Genomic DNA, 21,066 nt, shown 5'->3' with positions numbered 1-21,066 from the left:
GCAATCGGAATGAAAAGTGCGGGTTCTTTTTGATTATTTAAACAGCGAATGTTTACAGACTTTTGCTAATTTCAACCAGACAAGATTTGAGCGGATTGATGCAAAAAAAACACGGATTACTTTTCTTCTTTTTACTGCTTTTGGTGAATCAGGGATTTTCCCAATTGGCTAGTTTTCGGAATTTTTCAGTGGAAAATGGATTGGGTCAGTCTCAGGTTTATAGTGTGATTCAAGATCATAAAGGCTATTTGTGGTTCGGAACACGAGGTGGGGGATTGTCTCGCTTTGACGGGCAGAATTTCGAATCCTTTACCGACAGACAAGGATTGGTAAACAACTACATCTATTCCTTAAAAGAAGATCGGAAACATATTTTATGGATTGGAACCAATGACGGGCTTTCATCTTACAATGGAAAAAAGATTAAAACCTACAGACACCCAAAGTATGGGAATCATTTTGCCGTTTTCAGTTTGGCGTTGGATGCAGAGGAAAAATTGTGGGTCGCGACCAATCACGGAGTTTTTAATGTGAAAGGTGATTCTTTGGTTTCCATGAACCGGATATTGGGAATTGACGAAGGAACAATCAATGCCATTTTTGTGGATTCGAAAGGAATCATTTGGATGGGAACCGGAACAGGGCTTCTTTCCTCTGAACAAAAAGGGGGCAAGCGTATTTTGATCAATCATGGAAAGAAAGCGCGGGTGATGCGAAATGCAATTACGTGCCTGAGTGAAGATCAAAATGGGAAAATCTGGATTGGAACTTACGGTGATGGAGCCTATGTTTACAATCGGAAAGACTACTATCGGGTAGATTTGAACCATGAACTATATAAACAAACGGTCTTCGACATTTTCTTCGATGAAGCGAATGTCTGTTGGATAGCTACATTGAATGCCGGATTGATTCAATACGACCAACGAACGAAGGAATTCACCAATTACAGCGAGAAAAACGGATTAGGGAATAACCATGTCCGTTCCATTATCAAAGACAATTGGGGTGATTTGTGGATTGGGACTTCCGGAGGTGGAGTGTCTCAATTTGCCGGAAAGTTGTTTTCGCATTATTCTGTTTCTGCCGGTTTGGGAGGAAATTTCATTTATTCCATTTACCGGGATCGAAGCAATAAGTTATGGTTCGGGACTTCTCAAAATGGAGTGAGTGTCTACGAAAACGGAGTCTTTAGTCAGTTAAATGTCCAAAACGGGTTTGAAGCGATTAAGGTAAAGGCAATTATAGAAGACGATGATAGTTTGATGTATTTCGGAACGGAAGGTCAAGGGATCGGAATGCTGTCGGCAGGCGGTTTTTCCTGGTTGGATGAAACCCGGAAATACTATGTTCGGCAGATGGCTAAGGACAAGCAAGGTCGAATTTGGGTGGCGACATCTGGTTCCGGTTTGATTTGTATTTCGGAGCAAGGGAAGAAAATTGAACGTGTTTCATTTGATGAAGGTCTTTTGCACATGCGTTTGACGTCTGTTTTTGTGGATTCGAGAGGCTTGATTTGGTATGGAGCAGAATCGGCCGGTTTAGCTTGCTACAATCCGCAAACTCGAAGCACCAAAATTCTAACCAAAGATTCCGGATTGAGTGCAGATGCAGTTCGGACAATCATTGAAGATTCGAAAGGCAGGATTTGGGTTGGAACTGCCGGTGCGGGAATCAATTGTATCGACTATGGTCCGAAACTGAAAGTGCTCAAGAAAATCAGCATTGAATCGGGAATGCATTCTTCGAATGTATATCTCATGGTTTTTGATGCGAATCAGAATCTCATTGTGGGTTCCGAATCGGGATTGGACATCTTGGATTTGAATGAGACGAATCAAATCAAGAGTATCAAACATTACGGGAAAAGTGATGGTTTTTTGGGTGTTGAAACCTGCCAGAATAGTGTTTGGAAAGACGAGGACGGGAAAATTTGGTTTGGAACCATCAATGGAGCAAGTTGCTACAATTTGTCCAACCTACAGGTCAATCGGACAGCACCGATACTCAGTATTCTGGATGTTCAGCTGTTCTATGAATCACTTTCGAAAACCAAATACAGTGATGTGATTTTGCCGTGGAGCAGTTATAAAACCCTTCATTTGCCCTTTGATCAAAATCATCTGAGCTTCTTGTTTAAAGGGATTAATCTGAAGAATCCGGAAGGAGTTGAATATTCCTGGAAAATGAGTGGGTTTGAAAATCGTTGGTCGCCTTGGACAAAAGAGCAACGGATCGTTTATTCCAATATGTCGCCCGGAAAGTACACTTTTTTATTGCGGTCACGCAACGAAGACGGATTCATCAATCCCAATCCGGAACGGTTTTCGTTTACGATATCCACTCCTTTTTGGAAGACGACTTGGTTTATTTTATTGGAATTGATAGCCGGTGGATTGCTGATTTGGTTCATTATCCGGATTCAAACTTCCCGCATTCGAAGAAAGGCGAAACAGGCTCAGAAGGAAGCTGAATTTGCCCGGAATCTCTTAGAATTGGAACAAAAAGCCCTGCGTTTGCAAATGAATCCACATTTTATTTTCAATGCCTTGAATTCAATCCAAGGTTTGATTGGGACTGAAAATGAAACAAAAGCGCGCTACTATCTGGCGAAGTTTTCCCGATTGATGCGCCAAATCCTGGATAACTCGAGAAATACGACCATCTCCTTGGAAGAAGAGATCTCTACCTTGGAAAATTACCTGTTGATCGAGCAGTTTTGCAATGGAAATCGCTTCGAATACGAAATTGTAGTGGATTTGGAAACGGAGTTGAGTTTCATCCAAATTCCGCCTATGCTCATTCAACCGTTTGTGGAAAATGCCATCAAGCACGGATTCAAATACGATGCGAGTGATTCGCGAACTGGAAAGATTACCTGCTGGTTCCGGGAAGAAAACGATGGAATTACTTGCATTATTCGCGATAACGGAATTGGACGGGAAGCTGCAGGAAAAATTCAGCAGGCGAGTAATGAACCGCAACATGTTTCACGCGGCTTTAACGTGACGAAAGAAAGATTGGATTTGTTGAGTACCAATTCGAACGGACATAAAGTCAAAATGGTAGATTTGTATGACGATGACGGAACTGTTATCGGAACGGAAGTTCAACTTTTTATACCCTTGTAAATGATCAAAGCTGTAATTATTGATGATATCGAACAGGCACGAATTACCTTTAGAAAGGATTTGGAAGTGTATGCGCCGGATATTGAAGTGGTGGGTGAAGCTTCCGGAGTGGTAGAAGGAGCCAAGCTCTTGAAGCATACGAAGATTGATATTTTATTCCTCGACATTCAAATGCAGGATGGTTCCGGTTTCGACCTGTTGGATATTTTGCCGGAAATTCCGTTCAAAATCATTTTTATCACAGCAAGTGACGCTCATGCAATCAAGGCTTTTCGTTATGCGGCGATTGATTATTTGTTGAAACCGGTTGATCCGGACGAATTAATTGAAGCCTTGAAGAAATTCCGGAATCACAATCACAACGAGCAAGACAATTATCGGTTGTTGAATGAATCCTTGAAACAAAGCAATAAAGTACAGGAACGCTTGGCTTTGCATGCGCAGGATAAGATTCACATTGTACAAATTGCAGATATTATCCGTTGTGAAAGTAATGTCAATTATACGGAGTTCTTTTTTACCAATTCCAAGCGGATAGTTGTTTCAAGAACCTTGAAGGATTTCGAGGATATTTTGGGAGAATTGGGTTTCTTCCGGGTACATCAATCGCATTTGGTGAATACCAAAATGATTCAGGAATTTGTGAAGGTGGAAGGAGGACATCTGATTATGTCGGATGGAAAAATGATTCCTGTTTCGACCAGAAAACGCGCAGATGTGGTGAAGATGTTGGAACAACTTTAGAAAGGTCACTTCGACTCCGCTGCGCCTATGCTGTAGCTATTGCGCAAGCATTCAGTGTCCTTTTGATTATGATTTTTAATGAAAATAAGGTGGTTGAGCGTAGTCGAAACCCCGTTATTTTCTGCTAAACCAATTATCCAAAATCCATGCGGGACCGATCAGTAAAAACTGCAAATCTTTAAAGAACGAAGGTTTCTTTCCTTCTAGTTTGTGTCCGTAGAATTGTCCGACCCAAGCTACTGCGAAAATGGTCAGGGAAATAAGCCACAAGGAACCAATTTTCGCCAAATAGAAGTTTCCAATTACGCATAATGTGGCGAAAATCAAGATGTAAAATGCCATCCGAAGTGATAAGCGCAGGTAAAAGTAGATCACGAGAATAAGTGCAGCGACCGCCCAATTGACATAAAGAAAGTTATCCGAATGCACCAAGCTGATCAATCCCCGATTGGGAATACTCATTAACAATCCCACCACCGAAAAGAAAATAGCCGGAACACAGATATAATGAATTTTCTTGTTGGTTCTGTTTTGGTGACTGACAGCATATTCTGCAAACCATTCTTCGAGCGTTTTCATGGATGTGTTTTGAAAACAAGTTACGAAATAAGTCGGTTTTTTGCAATGATAAATTGACATCCTCTTTTTCATTCCTACTTTTTGCCAAGACCCAAAAAGTAGGCAAAAACGCCTTTGCCCAATTACAGCCCTCAGCCAACCAACCGCTGCCGACCAATCCATGGAAAGACGGAATCAGGATTCAAAATGCAATCCTGTAGTAGTTTTGCAAACACTACAGGATTAGCACTTTCCGGGATTGGTAACTGCATCGGCTGGTTAGCACTCCTGCGAATATTCGGAAGTACGGGTAATGATTTTTTGTTTTCTTGGAGATATTCTGGTCGTGTAATTGGGCATGAGTCCGCTGTTTCGATATTTCAAACCTGGAAACATAGAATTTCAGAATTTTAGAATTCGCGTGTTCGCAAAGATACGAACAGATTTAAATTTAATTAATTGATTATTAGTTATTTGATGTTTTAATTTCATTCTGATTTTCTACCAGAAAAGGTTGTCTATCACCTGTGATCCTTATTTATAAACTGATTCAGGATTCATAAAATGTTCATTGACTAATCGATCAACTTCAAGTCACCGCACATTTCTTCTAAAAGTTCTGCTGGGGAAACCTAAGGCAATCAAATAAAGTTCACTGGCTTTTAATTTTGTGCTTTCGTTCAGGCTTAATTCACTTAGACGTTTTGTACTTAAACCTGTTTTACGCGCAACTTCTGCTTTGTTGATCAAAGAGATTATGTATTTGAGATACACAGATAAATACCTCAAATCCTTAAAACATCTAAAATTGCAATTATTCAATGTCTTCCTTACATTTTTGTATAAAACAAGAATTAGAAAACATCGAATGATCATGGGCAAAAGAAGACAAATTTTGACTTTAATAGAGAATGAGATTACAAACTCTAAACTGATATTCACCTTACAGCATATCGGAATTGAGGCGAGTGATTATTTGACAGATACATCACAAGTCGTTTTTGTCCTTATTGGAATCCGGAAAGAAAATAGGACGGAGGAACTTTACAAAAAGTATTTTGATTTAATCAAACAAGTTCAGTACTTAGACCTTCAGATAAAAGGCGAAAAAAGCAGATTAGCTTTGAAGATTTACGGTTTGTTGATCGCAAATCTTTAGCTCTGACAAATTACATGTGGGAACCAATCCCTTTCGTAACGAAAATTACTGCTTATTTGAAGCATTTCAAGCCGCGTTCATCATCCCGATTACGCGACACGAAGATCTCAACTCCGTTTGAAAATCATCACCCGTCCTTCAAGCCGTTCGGTCGAAGAAAAAAGCCTTCCGTTTCGGTTGCCGATACCGGAAAGTGCTTGTCATTTGGGATCCTGATCCCTTCTTTCCGTGAATCGGCCCGAAACGGAAGGCTGCTTGAATGCTGTAATCGGGAAAAGGCATTTTTGCCTACTTACCTCAGTATTTGACTTTTTGAGAAAGTCATACTTCGTCTTCATGAGCAATGCTCATTCTTTTGCCTTGGAAAAAAGTAGGAGGAAAAGTGAGATTTGACTAAAAGGCTGTCCAAATTCCGGACAGCCTTTTAGCTATTAATTATTAGGATGATTTTGGTTGTTTCACAATTTTAGTCACTTCGACCCATCTGCCTTTTTCTTGCGCATTCACCGAATGATCGTACATCGCTTCTGTAAATACTGCCGGCAAGTAGAATCTTCCTAGATACGAGGCGTTGAGCTGGATCTTGAAGATCTTGGTTTCATTCGGAGCGAGTTTGAAATAGCTATACACTCGGTCGTCTCTATAATCCTGATAATCGATATTCGGTGTGCTTTCTTCGTCATACAAACGCGCGTTATGAATTTCCCAACCGCTTGGCATAATCTGATTCAATGCCATTTCACGATAAAACTGATCTTTGGTCGGATTCTTCAATTTCACTTCCATAATGAAATCCGTTCCTTGCATGATTTTAGAAGGATCGATTGAAACACCGGATAAATTGGTATAAGCGATTGTCATTTCCAAGTTGCTTCGAACCTTTTTCTCTTTACCGATTTGCGGAACTTTTTTGGTGCAGAAAGTCACGTACAATTTCTTGGAAGAAGTGTTTTTAACGGACAATCGTTTCAATTTGGTACCATCTGCTTCTGTATAATTTTTTGTCATCAAGCATTTGGTAGCGGTTACTTTTTCCGAATTGATTTCAAATTGGAGTGCTCCGCTGTTCTTGGTTTTTCCGCTAGTCAAAGCCAAAATACAGTAACCCGCTTCCTGTGTACTCAACCATTGATTTGATTTCAACACATCCGCAATTTCCTTCTCCACCTGGTCGGTTGATTTCGAATCGATCATGAGACCGGCTTCTAGGTTCATAGCCTTATCTCGCAATGTGGAACCGTAGGAATAAGCGTATTCACGGTAAGAAGCGGGAACGAAACTTAAATTGCGTGTCATTTGTTTCGCCAAGTCTTTCTGACCGGCTAAATAATAAGCTGCAGCCAATCTCCATTTAGCGGTAACTCCCAATTTGGAATTTTCTTTCAAACGGTTCATGGCGCCAAGTTCCGGTTTTCCGGCCAATGCCAAGGTGTATAAGCGATAAGCCTGAATTAATTGATCGGATTCTTCCGCATGAATGGAATAACTGGAATAAGAATCCGGAGTCCAGTTGTTTGCTTGATTTTTCTGGTATTCCAACCAACGCGATTTCAAATTTGAGGGTAAGGTAAATCCATGCTGTTCTGCTTCAATCATGAAATGCCCGGCATAATTGGATCCCCAATCACTTGCTTCACGATTTCCCGGCCAGTAAGCAAAACCACCTTCGTATTGTTGAAAGCTTTGATACTTGATCAATGCTGCCTTGATATTGGAAACCAACTCCTTTTTTTCTTTTTCGTTGAATTGCATCACATCCATGGCAAAGAGTTGTGGAAATACGGCAGAAGTGGTTTGTTCGATGCATCCGTGCGGATAATTGATCAAATCACTCATTCGACCACTTAAATTGATGGAGCTAAAGACACTTGTTTCCAAAGAATAGGAGTGAGAGCCGGTAATTCCATCTTGCTCCATGATAAAGCTGACCGAAGAACCCGGATCGATTACCTTGGTTTCACTTTCGAGTACAAGCGGATTCGGACTGCGGACATCGACTTCAAATTCCTGGGTTGCCGTTTCTGCTCCTGATTTTGCAAAGATCTTGATTTTCGCAATTCCAAGTTTGTTGGCAACCTTCAGTTCGAAATTCACGATTTGATCCCCTTCTGCTGCAAATTTGATTCCCTGATTTTTAGCCCCGTTTACAACCAAAAGGTCATTGCAAGTCACCTGAACATCCACATTTTTGATGTTATCTTTCATTGCGAAGACATCAACCGGCAATTGGATTGTTTCACTTGGTCCGATTACACGTGGTAGAGTTCCCAATACCATCAAAGGTTTTTTAATCGTTACGGTTTCTTCTGCATTTCCAAATGCTGTTGCAGAGTGCGCTACAACCATGACCCGCACGGATCCGATGTAAGTCGGTAATTCGATCTGATGTGTTTTGGAAGCACCGGCAGGGAGAACAAATGGACCTAAGAAATAAACCATGGGTTTGAATCGGTTTGCTTTCGGACCGGCACCATCGTCTGCCGAGCCGTCTCCACCGATGCTTAACAAGCGGTTCAATTTTCCGGAATAAGCCCCGATCACCGCATCGTACATATCCCAGGTTTTAATTCCGAGCGCCTCTTTTGCATAGAATGTATTCCACGGATTGGGCGTATTGAAACGTGTCAGATCGAGTAATCCTTCATCGACGATTGCCAAGGTATAAGTCATTCCTTTTCCGAATTCTTCTTTCACAGTTACTTTAGCGGTTGATTCGGGTCTCCATTCTTTTGCAACACTGATTTCCGGGTGAAGATGCGTTGCCGGATCATCCACTGTGATTGGAACAATTCCATACATACGGATAGGTAGATCGTTGGTTGTGGCGCTGTGTGGCTGAATCAGACTGACATGCACATAAGCATTCGGAGCCATCTCTTCCGTTGTTTCGAATGAACAGGTTGTCTCGCCTTTGGTAGTATTCACCCAAAATTTCTTCACGATTTTCGTGCGTGTTTCCACAGAAATCAAGGCTTTTCCGGAAGCAGGTGATGGAATGCTCAATTTCACGACTTCACCTTTTACATAACTTTTCTTATCCGTGGAAAAGTTCAGCATGGAAGCATATTCGTTGTTCTTCTGGTTTCCACGACTCCAATAAGGAATATCGATGGAAATGATTTTTCCGGATTGATGAAAGCCTTCTTCATCCGTTACAGTGACCAAAAATCGTCCGTAATCCGTAGCGCCCAAACCGAATTTGAAAGCAGTTTTTCCATCGGAAGAATTTAACAAGGAATCGTAGACCAACATGGTGCCGTTTCGAGCCATGAAGTTTCCTAAATCATCGTCGCCACTTTCATACCACCATCTCCATTCCATGCGGTAAATTTTCACACGGATTTTCGATGGTTTTTTCAAAATTGTTCCGGCAGCATTCACCATTACGACATCGAATGTGTGTTTCTTTCCGGAAATCAAAGAGTTGTCAGCTTCTAGGTCAGGAGTTCTAAATCCGACGTATTGCTTGTATGGCGAGTAGAGTTGTGAGAATCGGTCGATTGAAAAGTTTCCTCCCTGTTCAAACACACGCATGGTATAAATGGCATTCAACATTCCGGAAGCTTGAGATAAAGAGGAAACTTCTTGCTTGAATGAAGCCTTTCCATTTGCATCCAAATCGTCATCAAACAAGGTGTTCTTGTCGGAGTTGATCTTGCGAATCGGAGAATCGAATTCAAAACCCTTGAATCCCGGAATGATGGTTTTAGTAGATTGATATTCGACGTCCACTGTTGCGCGCAGGTTTTTTGCCGGTGCGCCGTGGAGCCAATAAGATTCCAGTTGCAATAAGCTATCGGAACTTTTAGGAACGGTCAATTTCAATTTCAAGCGATTCGGTTTCACGGTTTCCACTTTCAAATACTTGATAAACTCACGCGATCCAACCATTACTCGTGCGGTGTAGATTCCGGTTTTGGCATCAAAGCGTGTGGAAGTCCGGAAATCATAATGTCCGTTAACTCCTTGTGATCTGGTTATTTTGCTTGATTCATAACCGGAAGGATCTGTTAAAGTGAATTTCACCGGGTGATTTAAAGGAAGTTTGTTTTCATAATCACGCAATACAAAGTTCACGTAAATCGAATCTCCGGGTCTCCAAACTCCACGTTCCGCATAGATATAGCCTTTCAAACCGTTCTGGACTTCTTCACCTTCTACATCAAATTCCGAAAGCGTATTCGAATGTCCATCGCTCACTTTCAAATATCCGCGCTGTTTTCCATTCTTTGCTATCAATAAGAATGGTTTTTCGGACAGTTTTTTCGTGTACATCCCTTCTGAATTGGTTGTTCCGGAAGCAATGACCTGCTTTGCAAAATCATAAAATGTTACGGATGCATTTGGAATGGGCTGTGTGGTGATCATGTCTGTTAGGAAAACATGGGCTTCTTTTTTAGCATCGAGTTTATAGATCACACCGATATTTGACGCAAGGATGTTTCGGGAAACCGCTTTTCCATAATAGTAATCTGAACTGCAGGGAGATTCGGAACTGTAGCCGCCCCAATCTTCATAACCATCATCCCAATCATCCAAATGCCAAGGTCGTTCGCTCCATTCTTCTCTGGATTCTTCGGTGGTTGCAGTTTCTGCATTTTCTTCTGTGGAGGCTGCCTCACAATCGCAGTAAGCATCTTTTTGTCCGAATTTAATGGAGATGCGGTAAATTGCTCCCGGTTCCGGTCGAATCCATTTTTCCAAATCCAGGACGTGGGAAGCCCAATCACTTTTGTCTTCCTTTTTAACTCCCAGGGAAATATTCTTTTCTGCAATTTTCTTTCCAAATCGGAAGATAGCTTCGGAGTCATTCAATTCATTCACTTGGAGGAAATGATGGATATTTTCTTCGTAAATCTTGATGATTCGAACCGTTACGGATTTCAAACCGATCGTTTCGAACGGAAAGATCAATCCCTTTGAGTCGGGTAGGATGGAGCCGCTTCCAACAATTCGAACCTTCGGTTTGGACGCTGAAAATTGAAGGGTGCGCTCCGTTCCTTTTAGCATCGGATAGTTTTTGATGTTCCTGATTCCCGGATTGATTTTCAGTTTGTAATTTCCTTCAATGCGGTTGGGAATGAAGACAGTGACTTCATTGTAGTAGATTGAAAAAGTTTCACCAGTCACGCCTTCCAAATCGATGAGACCATTTAAATCTTGGTTGGTGGACAATGGCTCCGAAAAGGTCAGACGAATGCTTTGATCGTCTTCATCGCTTACATTGTGAGAACTCAAATCAAAGTCACCCAAGGCAGGTACTTTGATGCTGGTGGAACCATTGGAGAAAGAGGAAATGGCATCGCCGTTCCACTCAACGGTTACCGTATTTTCTTTTGTTGAGCGTTTGATACTGTCAACGATGTATACAAAATCGTTTTCACCGTAGTTCTGTTCGAAATGAACTTTTTGCTTCTCACCTCCTAGCTTGACAGAGAGTAGTTCTTTCAACTTAGTCGTATCAAAATGATCAGTCATGACGATATTTCCACGCAAGGAGTACCATTCCAGGTTATATGAATCGTATTCGACCAAACTTGGATCGGTCACATCAATCTTTTGAGGTTTGGTTGCAAACTGAAAATTGAATTCTTCATATCCGTTTTCGACTTCCATAATTTCGTCCAGGTCCAGACTCACCGTATAGATCTGATTGGAGTTCAAGGGTTTTTTAGGAACAATCTGAATGGTTCTGAAATCAACCCATTGGATATCGGCATCGATTTCCGGGCTGATCTCAACGATTTCCTTCAGGATTTTTTCGTCCATACGGGTTTTCATTCCCAATTCAATGAGTTTAGTCGAATCCAATTGATTCCGAAGCTCAATCTCGATATGATCGGAATTGGAAATGATACCGGAAGTGTATCCTGAAACCCATTTCCTGAATTTGGGATCCACGGAAATGACTTTATTGCCAGAGCAAGCGAAGATGGTAGCCAGAATACTCGTAGCAAGGGATAGAAGAATAATGAAGCGTGACATAACTGTTGTTGTTTGTTGTTATGTCAAAGATGAATGCTTAAAAAAGAAGAAAAGAGGTCGTTTTAGGAGTCGAGGACACCTTTTGATTATTCGTGGTTGAAAGGGGATTATTTGATCTGGTATAAAACAGTCGGGGCGGAAAATTTTCCGCCCCGACTGTTTTTATGAATTATAAATAATTACGGCTTATATCCCAACAAATCATCCAATGTCATGATTGAAACGGGATGATAATTGTTTCTTACGCGTTTGTAAACATTCATTCCCCAATCTTTACTTTTTGGATTGTTATTCAATGCAGTATAGATTGGTAATAGGAATTTTCTTCGACCTACTTTTGATATGAAACGGTCAATATCCGGACGGATTTCCGTGTAGTTGGAATTGATTCCTAGGACGTACCATTCCGTTGCTACTTCCGCATTTCCCCAATTATTGAAGTGTAATTTTTCATCGATGATCGCCAAACGTTCCGGATCCATTTTTTTAGGTAGGGCGCGGATAAATGCTTGCCATTCCTGTGGAACATATTGATCGCGGCTCAAAGCAGGAAGTTGTTTTTTTCCTTTTTTCTTCGCCGGTTTTTTAAAGATATCTTTTCCTTTTGCAAACTCACGCGCTAAATCTTGGATTTTCTCAAATCTTGGAGAACTTACCGCATAACAGTTTTTCGGCAATCCCGGTTTGTATAACCATTCGTCTACATTGAATTTGATATCTGTTTTATTGATCAAATTATCTTCTAGGTACTTCTTGAATTGCTCCGTTGTTAATGTTTTGAAAGCGTGATCCTTGAAATAGCTTTTCAGGAATGCATCAAAACGTTGTCTTCCGTAATCGCGCTCCAATGTTTTCAATAGGAAAGCGCCTTTTACATAGGCAATGGAGGTCATTCCATCATCCGGATTTCTTTTGGATAGTTTTAATTTCAAATGAGTGTCTTCTTCATCCAAATCTTCCATTTCTGTTTGAAGTTCCTGGAATTCAATTAAAGCAAGCATGTCGGCAACCTCTTTTCCATAAAGTTCCTCCATGATCCGATTCTCAAAATAAACCGTAAAGCCTTCGTTCAGCCAGAAGTCATTCCAACTTGCATTGGTAACCAGGTTTCCTGACCAGGAGTGAGCTAACTCGTGTGCAATTACTGATACAGCACTTCTGTCACCTGCAATCAAGGTTGGATTAGCAAAGGTTAAACGTGGATTTTCCATTCCTCCGAAAGGGAAAGAATAAGGCAAGACAATCACATCGTATCGTTCCCATTGATATGGTCCGTATAAACTCTCAGCAGCACCAATCAATTTTGGAAGATCTGCAAATTCCCAAACAGCTTTGTCGATCATTTCCGGCTCTGTGTAAATACCACAGTTTTCTCCCAGGCTTTTAAATTCCAGATTACCAACTGCCAATGCAATCAGGTAAACCGGAATCGGTTGTTTCATTTCGAAATGGTATTTTCCTTCCGGATTTTTCACCTGAGGATTGGACGCGCTCATGACTGCCATTAACTCAGATGGAACTGTCACATCAGCACTATAAGTGATTCTGTTTGCTGGTGTTCCTTGAACCGGAATCCAAGTGCGTGTTAAAATCGCCTGACCTTGAGTATATAAATAAGGATGTTCTTTTCCTTCTGTCAATTCAGGATCCATCCAATCCAAAGCACCGGCATTTTCAGTGGTCTTGTAGTAGATATTGATGTATTCCGTTTTCTTGTCGATCTTGATGCTCAAAGGCTGACCAATGAATTCCTGCATCGACCCGATAATGAAATCCGTTTCTTTTTCCTGTCCCTTTTTTCCTAAAGTCACCTTTTGAATTTCAGGTCCATTGATGTCAAAAACTGCGGTATCCGTATCTTTTAATCGCTCCATGCGGTGACGAGCAACTCCATAGATGGTTTTCTTATCGAAGTCAACATCGATTTCCAAATCCAGGTGTTTTGTCCGAATCTCATCTGTGTTGGAGTAAGAATGCGCATCCTTACCAGCAACTGCTCCATTGATGGATTGATCCTTGTCCAATGGGTCTGGGTCATTGCCACAACTAGATACAAAGAGAGTTAGTACAGCAATGCTGAACAGGTATTTTAATTTCATTTTTTCAGTTTGAGGTTTGCGAATATACTTTTTTCTTTGAACTTCATCCTAGTTTGGATTTTCATCTTTTTTAGTCAGGTAGCGAATCACTTCCGCTGCACCCAGTAACCCAAATAATGCCGGCATGTAGCTGACAGTCCCGTAAAATGAGCGTTTGTAGTTGGCTCCATCGGTCATTTTCAATGAATCTTTTAGTTGTAATTCGGAAGAATAAACACATTTAATTTTTTCAAAACCCACATTCTTTTTCTTGAGTCTCTTTTTAATATGTGCCCCTAATTTGCAATTATGACTATCCGGTAGTTTCGCAACATGAACACGGCTTGGATCAATTTTTCCTCCGGCTCCCAGATGCGTGATCACTTTGATTTTTCTGCTTTTGCATGCGATGATCCATTCCAGTTTCGGAGTGACACTATCGATACAGTCCATGACGTAATCGGGTTTGTATTGGTCCAATAATTCCCAGGCACGCTCAGGAAGCACAAATTCCTCTACAATATTTAATTGAATATCCGGATTGATATCCTTGATCCGTTCTCCTAATACAACAGCTTTGTTTTTTCCGATCGTGGAATCCAAAGCTGTCAATTGACGATTTTTGTTGGTTATGTCGAAAACGTCACCATCTACAATGGTCATGGTTCCAACTCCTGCACGGGCAATAAATTCTCCTGCAAAGGATCCGATTCCTCCGAGTCCAACAATGAGTACATGAGCTGATTTCAAACGGTCCATTTCTTTCGGTCCAAGAATCAACTCTGTACGCTCCAACCACTTACTCATACTTAAAAATTCGTTTTGCGTTTTGATTTAGTTGTTCGATTAGGGAGTGCAAAGATAGGCTTTTTATCTCAGCGACCATGCGATAGGTGTCAATCAATTCTCCTTTGCCAGTATCTGTTTCAAGCAGCAGTCGATCTAAAGGAATCAGTTTAATAGCCGTTTGAAGTTGTGGATTTGATAAAATGGATTCTCCGATACTGATAACACTTTTGGGATAATCCAAAACATGTCCGATAATGGAAGCTTTATTGAATCCGTGATAAATGAGTGTCGTTGCCGGAGCATTCTTTTCATGCAGGAAACGACATCTGTCCCAGGAGTTCACACAATGCAGAATGACCGGTTTATTGAACCTTGCAGCAAGTTTCAGCTGAAAGACATAGCGTTCTTCCTGTTCCGCGAAATTATTGTACCGATTGTCGAGACCGATTTCCCCGATTGCCAGGAAGCCTTGTTTGAGACTAAGTTCTTCGCAAATTTTTGCTATTTCCAATAAATCTGTTTCGCTTTCTTTCGGGTGAATTCCAAATGAAAAAAAGGCAGGCAATTGATCAAAGGAGGATTTGGATAATTGAACAATTCCACGATTTTTTGTATCAAAATTGTGTGTGTGTGAATCGAAAAGGTTCTCTAAATCAGACATTAAGCGTTAATCGATGCGTTAAAATTAAAACAATCTGAATCAATCAACTATTTTTTGTCTATTTTCACCCACTTCAAAAAAGGAATTAAAATGGAAAATAATATTGATTTTGTAGAGGGTACGCAAGCTAAGAAGGGGCATCCTAAAGGTTTATGGGTGCTATTCGGAACTGAAATGTGGGAACGTTTCAACTTCTATGGTATGCGTGCAATTCTGACTTTGTTTCTTGTGAACTCGTTAATGATGAAGGAAGAAGATGCTTCATTGCTTTATGGAGGATTCTTGGGACTTTGTTATTTGACACCAATGTTGGGAGGTTTCATTGCGGATCGCTTTTTAGGAAATAGAAACTGTATCATGATCGGAGGATTTATGATGGCTGCCGGACAGGCGTTATTGTTCTTCAGTGCTACCGTATTCCCGTCGAACCTCGGTCTTGCAAACACATTAATGTGGACTGCCTTAGGAGTTATCGTTTTCGGAAATGGATTCTTTAAGCCGAACATTTCAAGTATGGTTGGAAGTTTGTATCCAAAACAAGAGAAAAGCAAGTTGGATACTGCATTTACTATTTTCTACATGGGTATCAACCTTGGAGCATTTTTAGGACAAACAATTTGTCCGATCGTTGGAGATGTGAAAGTTGGAGGTGTACAAAACGTATTTGCATTCAAATGGGGATTCCTTGCTGCTTCCATCGCAATGTTGATCGGAACAATGGTGTTTTACTTCTTGAAAAACAAATATGTTGTCACTCCGGAAGGGAAACCTTTAGGAGGATTGCCATCTAAAAACGATGATTCTGATTACGAAGAAGGGGAGGCTCAAAAGGCTGTTTTCTCAAAAATGAATTTATTGCTTTCAGTTGTTGTATTCGTTGCTTTGTTCTTTACTTTCCGCTATTTATTAGATGGTGACAACTTTATTAAAACATTGATCTATCCGATTATTTATTCGGCAGGGATTACCCTTGCACTATTGATCATTTCTGATAAATCATTGACTAAGGTTGAGCTACAACGAATCCTTGTAATCTATATCGTTGCATTCTTTATTATTTTCTTTTGGGCAGCGTTTGAGCAAGCCGGTTCGTCGTTGACGTTTATTGCGAGTAACCAAACCGATCGCCATATCTTCGGATGGGAAATGCCAGCCTCCATGGTTCAGGTATTCAATGGGGTATTCGTATTTGCATTTGCATTACCATTCAGTATCCTATGGGATAAATTGAGAGCAAAAGGAAGAGAGCCGATTTCTCCTGCTAAACAAGCTATCGGATTGTTATTGATTGCGGTAAGTTACTTTATCATTGCTTACAACGTGAAAGATTTGGGTAACTCAGGATTGTTGGCAGTTAAATGGTTGATCTTATTGTACCTGATCCAAACATTTGCAGAGTTGTGTTTATCACCAATCGGACTTTCCCTGGTAGGCAAATTGTCTCCAAAACGTTTTTCGTCTTTATTGTTCGGAGTTTTCTTCTTGTCAAATGCTGCAGGATACGCATTGTCAGGTTCATTGGGTTCCATTTTGCCACCGACTGGAGATAAGTTCCAAGCGGCACAATCGGTAAATGTGGATCTAGGTTCCATCTTGGATAAAAAGAAAGTGGCTAACGGAGAAGAATTATTCGCCCTTGCTAAATTGAATATCGCTAGTGTGGACGCTAAGAAAGCAAAAGCAAACCATATCGATATTGCTAAGAAAATCAAGACAGCTGCAGAAATCAAAACGGAAAGAGAGCTAGCTGCGAAAAAGAAATTGCCATTTGTGGATAAGCATCAGGTTTCAGATACGACCTTTACTGCTGCGGAATACAACACGATTCGAGATAAGCAACTGATTACGGTAAGTTACCCGACATTTGTAGGATTCACGATTCATGGACTTTTTGAATTCTTTATGGTTTTCGTTGTTTTGACTGGAGTAGCTTCATTGATTCTGTTCTTGTTGATTCCGACATTGAAAAAAATGATGCACGGCGTTCGATAGTCTTGCGTCTAGAACAAATAATTTGAAATCCCTTGCAAAATAATGCAGGGGATTTTTTTTGTGCCCTTTATTTCATCAATCATCCGATTTAATTTATCATTTTTACGATTCGTTAACAAAGCAGATTTATGAGTTTGGTAGAAAAGGATCTAAATCCAACGGATGCGGCAGCATTAGAAAATATTCGGAATTTCAAGGGCAAGTACCCGAAACAACTGTGGTACCTTTTCCTGGTGGAGATGTGGGAACGTTTTACATTCTATGGAATGCGGGCACTTTTGGCCATGTACATTTCTCACCTGATCTTAACGAGTGATTACAATCCGATTTCCAAAGGGGAAATGGAGGCCAAGAAAACAGAATTTTTAAAGAATAATAAAGAAGAGTTGACTAAAGATCATCCGCGCTATTATATTGAGACTTCCCAACAAAAAAATAGGGATGCGGCTGAAAGTTCATCTAGTAAACAATATGGTCTCATTCAAGCTTTTATTTATGCTATGGCATTTGTGGGAGGGATGTTTGCAGATAAAATCTTCGGGTTTAGGAAATCGGTCTTTTGGGGTGGTGTTTTAATGGCTTTAGGAACTTTTCTAATGGCGGTTCCCGGGGCATTCACTTTTTATCTCGGGGTAAGTATTCTCATTGTAGGTAATGGATTTTTCAAACCGAATATCTCTACTATGGTGGGCGATTTGTATAAGGATAATGACCCTCGAAGAGATTCGGGATTCTCTTTGTTCTATTCGGGAATCAATATCGGGGCTTTATTGAGCGGATTGACAATTGCATACATTGGAACTTCTGTAAGCTGGTCTTTAGGATTTGCTTTGGCTGGTGTTTGTATGCTCCTGGGACTTGCTTTGTTCCTGAAAACTCAAAAAACGTTGGGACCAATTGGTATGCCTCCTTTCCCTGAAAAATTGGTGGAGAAGAATAAATTGGGTTTATCTAAAAATCTGACCGTTTATTTGGCTTCGCTTCTAATGATTCCATTCTTCTTTCTGATGGTTTATTATCCATTTGATATTGATTTCACCTTTTTAATGGGGTCGGTTAAATTGGAGGATGGAAAACTGATTCCATATCTGGTTCAATTCAGTGATTTGTTCATGATCGTTTTGGCTGCCGTAATTTTAGGGTATTTGGCTTTTGTACTTACAAAAGTGAAAAAGGAAGAATTCGGAAAGTTATTGGTTGCTGTGGTACTCATTATATTTTCAGCATTATTCTGGTCTTTCTTTGAGCAGGGGGGAGGGTCACTGAACTATTTTGCAGTTGGAAATGTTTCCAGTCATGGACTGAATATGACTTCGGTGAATAATTCCTTGAATTCACTTTGGGTAGTTTTATTGGCTCCATTAGTTGGGTTTTTGTGGGTTTGGTTGAATAAAAGAAGAGCGGAACCAAATACAAGTGTGAAATTCGGTTTAGGATTCGCCATTCTGGGACTTGGATTCTTGATTTTTGCATCCAGTCGGTTTTCTGCAGATTCAAATGGGTTGACTCCATTGTGGATCTTCGTTTTTGCGTATTTAGTAGTTAGTTTGGGTGAATTATGCCTTTCCCCAATTGGATTGTCGATGATTACAAAACTCTCTCCGAAACGATTGACCGGTATGATGATGGGAACGTGGTTCTTGGCAAGTGCTTATGGTCAATATGGTGCAGGACTGATTGGTGCGGCATTAGCTTCAGGCGGTGGATCAGACAAGAATTTGACAAATACGGAAAAATTGATGCAATACACGGAAGGATACCAGACCATTGGTATCATCTCGGTTATTTCCGGAGTTGTACTGATCTTGATTTCACCTATCTTGAAGAAACAGATGGGTGGTGTAAAATAATAGAATAAGAGAAAATCAATGAAACAACGTAAACACCCCAAAGCACTTCCTTACCTCTTCTTATCCGAAATGTGGGAACGTTTCGGTTATTACCTGATGATCGGAATTTTCACCTTGTACTTGAAAGATGCAAATCAAGGGTTTGAAATGACGGAGGCCGAATCGGCAAGTTTATACGGAACATTCATCGCACTCGTGTTCTTTACACCTTTCATTGGAGGTTTGCTTGCAGATCGCGTGTTGGGCTACCGGCTTCCGATTGTCATCGGTGGAATCCTGATGGGAGTCGGTTATTGCATGATGGGAGTTCATTCTTTTTCCATGTTGTATTCAGGAATGATTTTGGTTATTGCGGGAAATGGATTGTTCAAACCGAATATTTCCACCCTTTTGGGTAACCTATATAATAATGACGAGCACCGGGATCAAAAAGACGAAGGATATAACCTCTTTTATATGGGGATTAACATAGGGGCTTTCGCTTGTAATATCGTATCGGCTTTTCTGATTAACAAATACGGATATTCGATAGCTTTTGTTGGTGCCGGTATCGGAATGTTTGTTGGAGTTGTGGTGTTCCTTTTAGGTAACAAGCACTACACGGGCGGGGATGTGAAGAAAGTATCCGTTCCGGGAGAAAAACCTTGGTGGATCGATTTAATGATAGTTGTGGTTCCTGCAATCTTGTTTGCAGTTATTGGTTACTTTATTAATGGTGTGCCCTCGGAAACAAATGAACATTCGTTTTTGGTGAAGGATGATGTGACGGATGCATTCCTTTTTGCCTGTATTCCGGTGATCTTCTTTTTTGGGTATGTCTTGTTTACTTCCCCTAAAAACGAACGTCGTGTAGTAAGCGCAATTCTGGTTGTATGCATAGCGGTTATTCCTTTTTGGGCCATTTTTAAACAGAATGGAACGGTGCTGACCACCTGGGCGAATAACTATACGAATCGGGATGTGCCAAATTCCATGAAGAATGGATTGAAAAGTATGTATCTGGCAGATGTGATCGATTACAAAAAATCCGACGAGCCAACTCCGGTTTTGGATAAGCACTTTAGAAAAGTGGGTGAGGAGGAAGCAATTCAATATCCGAGTTATTTTAAAAACTACGAAAGAACTCCGGAATTGAAGGAAAAAGATCAGGTAGTTGTTTTTAATACCAATATCTTTCAATCAGTAAATCCGTTTTGGGTCATTGTACTGACACCTTTAATTGTAGGGATTTTTAGGTTTCTTCGATTGAGAAAACTGGAACCTTCCATTCCGATCAAGTTTGTTTTGGGTTTATTCATTACAGGATTATCCTGTTTAGTGATGGTTCAGGCTGCAAATGCTTCCATGAATGGAGAAATGAAATCGAGTTACTGGTGGTTCTTCGGTGCTTATGGAGTAATAACCGTTGGTGAATTGTGTTTGTCTCCCATTGGATTATCGATGGTCTCAAAATTAGCACCAGCCAGATTGACGGCATTATTGATGGGGGCGTGGTTCATTTCCACATCCATTGGAAATAAATTAAGCGGAGTGATTGCTTCACTTTGGGATCAGTACGATGACAAATCGTCTTTCTTCATGTTGAATTTCTATCTGATGATGGGAGCAACGCTTATACTAATCGTTTTACTTCCTTGGTTATTGAAAGTATTCAGGGAGCAGAAGAAATAAAATTCAATACAGTCTTTATAATATGAAACGTTTTCTTGCGCTTTTAATTCCTATTATCATTCTACTGGTGTCGATTCCGATTTTACTGAATCAGGGAATGATTCTGCCTGCAAAGATTGTTGGAGTTGTATTGATTCTGCTAACAACTATTTCACTTCGTATCTGGTTGAGAAGAGCGATAAGGGAAAAGCTTTCCCTGGATTCTATCAAATTCAATGTGAATCATCGTTATTATCTGGATGAAGTGAGTCCTATATATAGGTATATGCCAAAAGGTGAAAAGAAGGTTTTGGAAAAGCGAATGGGAAAATTGTTGGCAGATTTGAAATTTGATGATACCACTCGCGAAGAATTAAATGCCGAAGAGATGTTATCTTATGCTTTGTTTCAGATTTTGACAGTATATAAAGAACCTTATAGATCCCTTAAAGGGAAGATGATTGTCTTT

Annotated in this window: 13 protein-coding genes (1 of these 13 running past the window's edge); 8 read left to right on the top strand and 5 right to left on the bottom strand. The window is 40.5% G+C overall.

The window, feature by feature from the left end; translation table 11 throughout:
- The first annotated feature begins 98 nt into the window (after window positions 1-98).
- Both AAG807_RS05890 and AAG807_RS05885 read left to right on the top strand, forming a co-directional pair.
- Window positions 99-3,131 (top strand): two-component regulator propeller domain-containing protein, encoded by a 3,033-nt coding sequence (locus AAG807_RS05890; protein ID WP_341901561.1) that lies wholly within the window; start codon window positions 99-101, stop codon window positions 3,129-3,131.
- Complete coding sequence (locus AAG807_RS05885; protein ID WP_341901560.1) at window positions 3,132-3,875, top strand: LytTR family DNA-binding domain-containing protein; 744 nt, start codon at window positions 3,132-3,134, stop codon at window positions 3,873-3,875.
- 114 nt (window positions 3,876-3,989) lie between these two features.
- Here AAG807_RS05885 and AAG807_RS05880 read toward each other — a convergent pair whose 3' ends face one another.
- Entirely contained in the window at window positions 3,990-4,454 is a 465-nt protein-coding gene (locus AAG807_RS05880) for an Mpo1-like protein (RefSeq protein WP_341901559.1), read from the bottom strand.
- Between the two features lie 853 nt (window positions 4,455-5,307).
- Between AAG807_RS05880 and AAG807_RS05875 the strand changes: the two genes are divergently transcribed.
- On the top strand, window positions 5,308-5,592 hold the full coding sequence (locus AAG807_RS05875) for a hypothetical protein (RefSeq protein ID WP_341901558.1): 285 nt from the start codon (window positions 5,308-5,310) through the stop codon (window positions 5,590-5,592).
- A gap of 14 nt (window positions 5,593-5,606) precedes the next feature.
- On the top strand, window positions 5,607-5,900 hold the full coding sequence (locus AAG807_RS05870; protein ID WP_341901557.1) for a hypothetical protein: 294 nt from the start codon (window positions 5,607-5,609) through the stop codon (window positions 5,898-5,900).
- Window positions 5,901-6,030: 130 nt separating this feature from the next.
- Here AAG807_RS05870 and AAG807_RS05865 read toward each other — a convergent pair whose 3' ends face one another.
- The 4 genes from AAG807_RS05865 to AAG807_RS05850 form a co-directional block, all read right to left on the bottom strand.
- Complete coding sequence (locus AAG807_RS05865; protein ID WP_341901556.1) at window positions 6,031-11,577, bottom strand: MG2 domain-containing protein; 5,547 nt, start codon at window positions 11,575-11,577, stop codon at window positions 6,031-6,033.
- 179 nt (window positions 11,578-11,756) lie between these two features.
- The gene (locus AAG807_RS05860; protein ID WP_341901555.1) at window positions 11,757-13,676 is read right to left on the bottom strand and encodes a M1 family metallopeptidase; all 1,920 of its coding nucleotides are present in this window, start codon (window positions 13,674-13,676) and stop codon (window positions 11,757-11,759) included.
- A 48-nt stretch (window positions 13,677-13,724) separates the two neighbouring features.
- The gene (locus AAG807_RS05855) at window positions 13,725-14,462 is read right to left on the bottom strand and encodes a tRNA threonylcarbamoyladenosine dehydratase (protein ID WP_341901554.1); all 738 of its coding nucleotides are present in this window, start codon (window positions 14,460-14,462) and stop codon (window positions 13,725-13,727) included.
- Window positions 14,455-15,105 (bottom strand): TatD family hydrolase, encoded by a 651-nt coding sequence (locus tag AAG807_RS05850; protein ID WP_341901553.1) that lies wholly within the window; start codon window positions 15,103-15,105, stop codon window positions 14,455-14,457. Before AAG807_RS05850 ends, AAG807_RS05855 begins: the two co-directional genes overlap by 8 nt.
- Before the next feature lie 90 nt (window positions 15,106-15,195).
- Between AAG807_RS05850 and AAG807_RS05845 the strand changes: the two genes are divergently transcribed.
- The 4 genes from AAG807_RS05845 to AAG807_RS05830 form a co-directional block, all read left to right on the top strand.
- Entirely contained in the window at window positions 15,196-17,097 is a 1,902-nt protein-coding gene (locus tag AAG807_RS05845) for a peptide MFS transporter (RefSeq protein ID WP_341901552.1), read from the top strand.
- A 128-nt stretch (window positions 17,098-17,225) separates the two neighbouring features.
- Window positions 17,226-18,947: a peptide MFS transporter gene (locus tag AAG807_RS05840; protein WP_341901551.1), complete on the top strand. Its 1,722-nt coding sequence runs from the start codon at window positions 17,226-17,228 to the stop codon at window positions 18,945-18,947.
- Between the two features lie 18 nt (window positions 18,948-18,965).
- Window positions 18,966-20,618 carry a peptide MFS transporter gene (locus AAG807_RS05835; RefSeq protein WP_341901550.1) on the top strand — a complete coding sequence of 551 codons (1,653 nt, stop codon included), beginning with the start codon at window positions 18,966-18,968 and terminating at the stop codon, window positions 20,616-20,618.
- Window positions 20,619-20,640: 22 nt separating this feature from the next.
- On the top strand, window positions 20,641-21,066 hold the 5' portion of the coding sequence (locus AAG807_RS05830; protein ID WP_341901549.1) for a hypothetical protein. The gene runs 168 nt beyond the window's last position; the window shows 426 of its 594 coding nt (coding positions 1-426); the start codon lies at window positions 20,641-20,643; its stop codon lies beyond the right edge, outside the window.

Source organism: Fluviicola taffensis DSM 16823 (assembly GCF_943372375.1).
GTDB classification, from domain to species: domain Bacteria; phylum Bacteroidota; class Bacteroidia; order Flavobacteriales_D; family Crocinitomicaceae; genus Fluviicola; species Fluviicola taffensis_A.
Note: the sequence above shows the minus strand (reverse complement) of the source record. Positions and strands in the feature narration are given on the sequence as shown.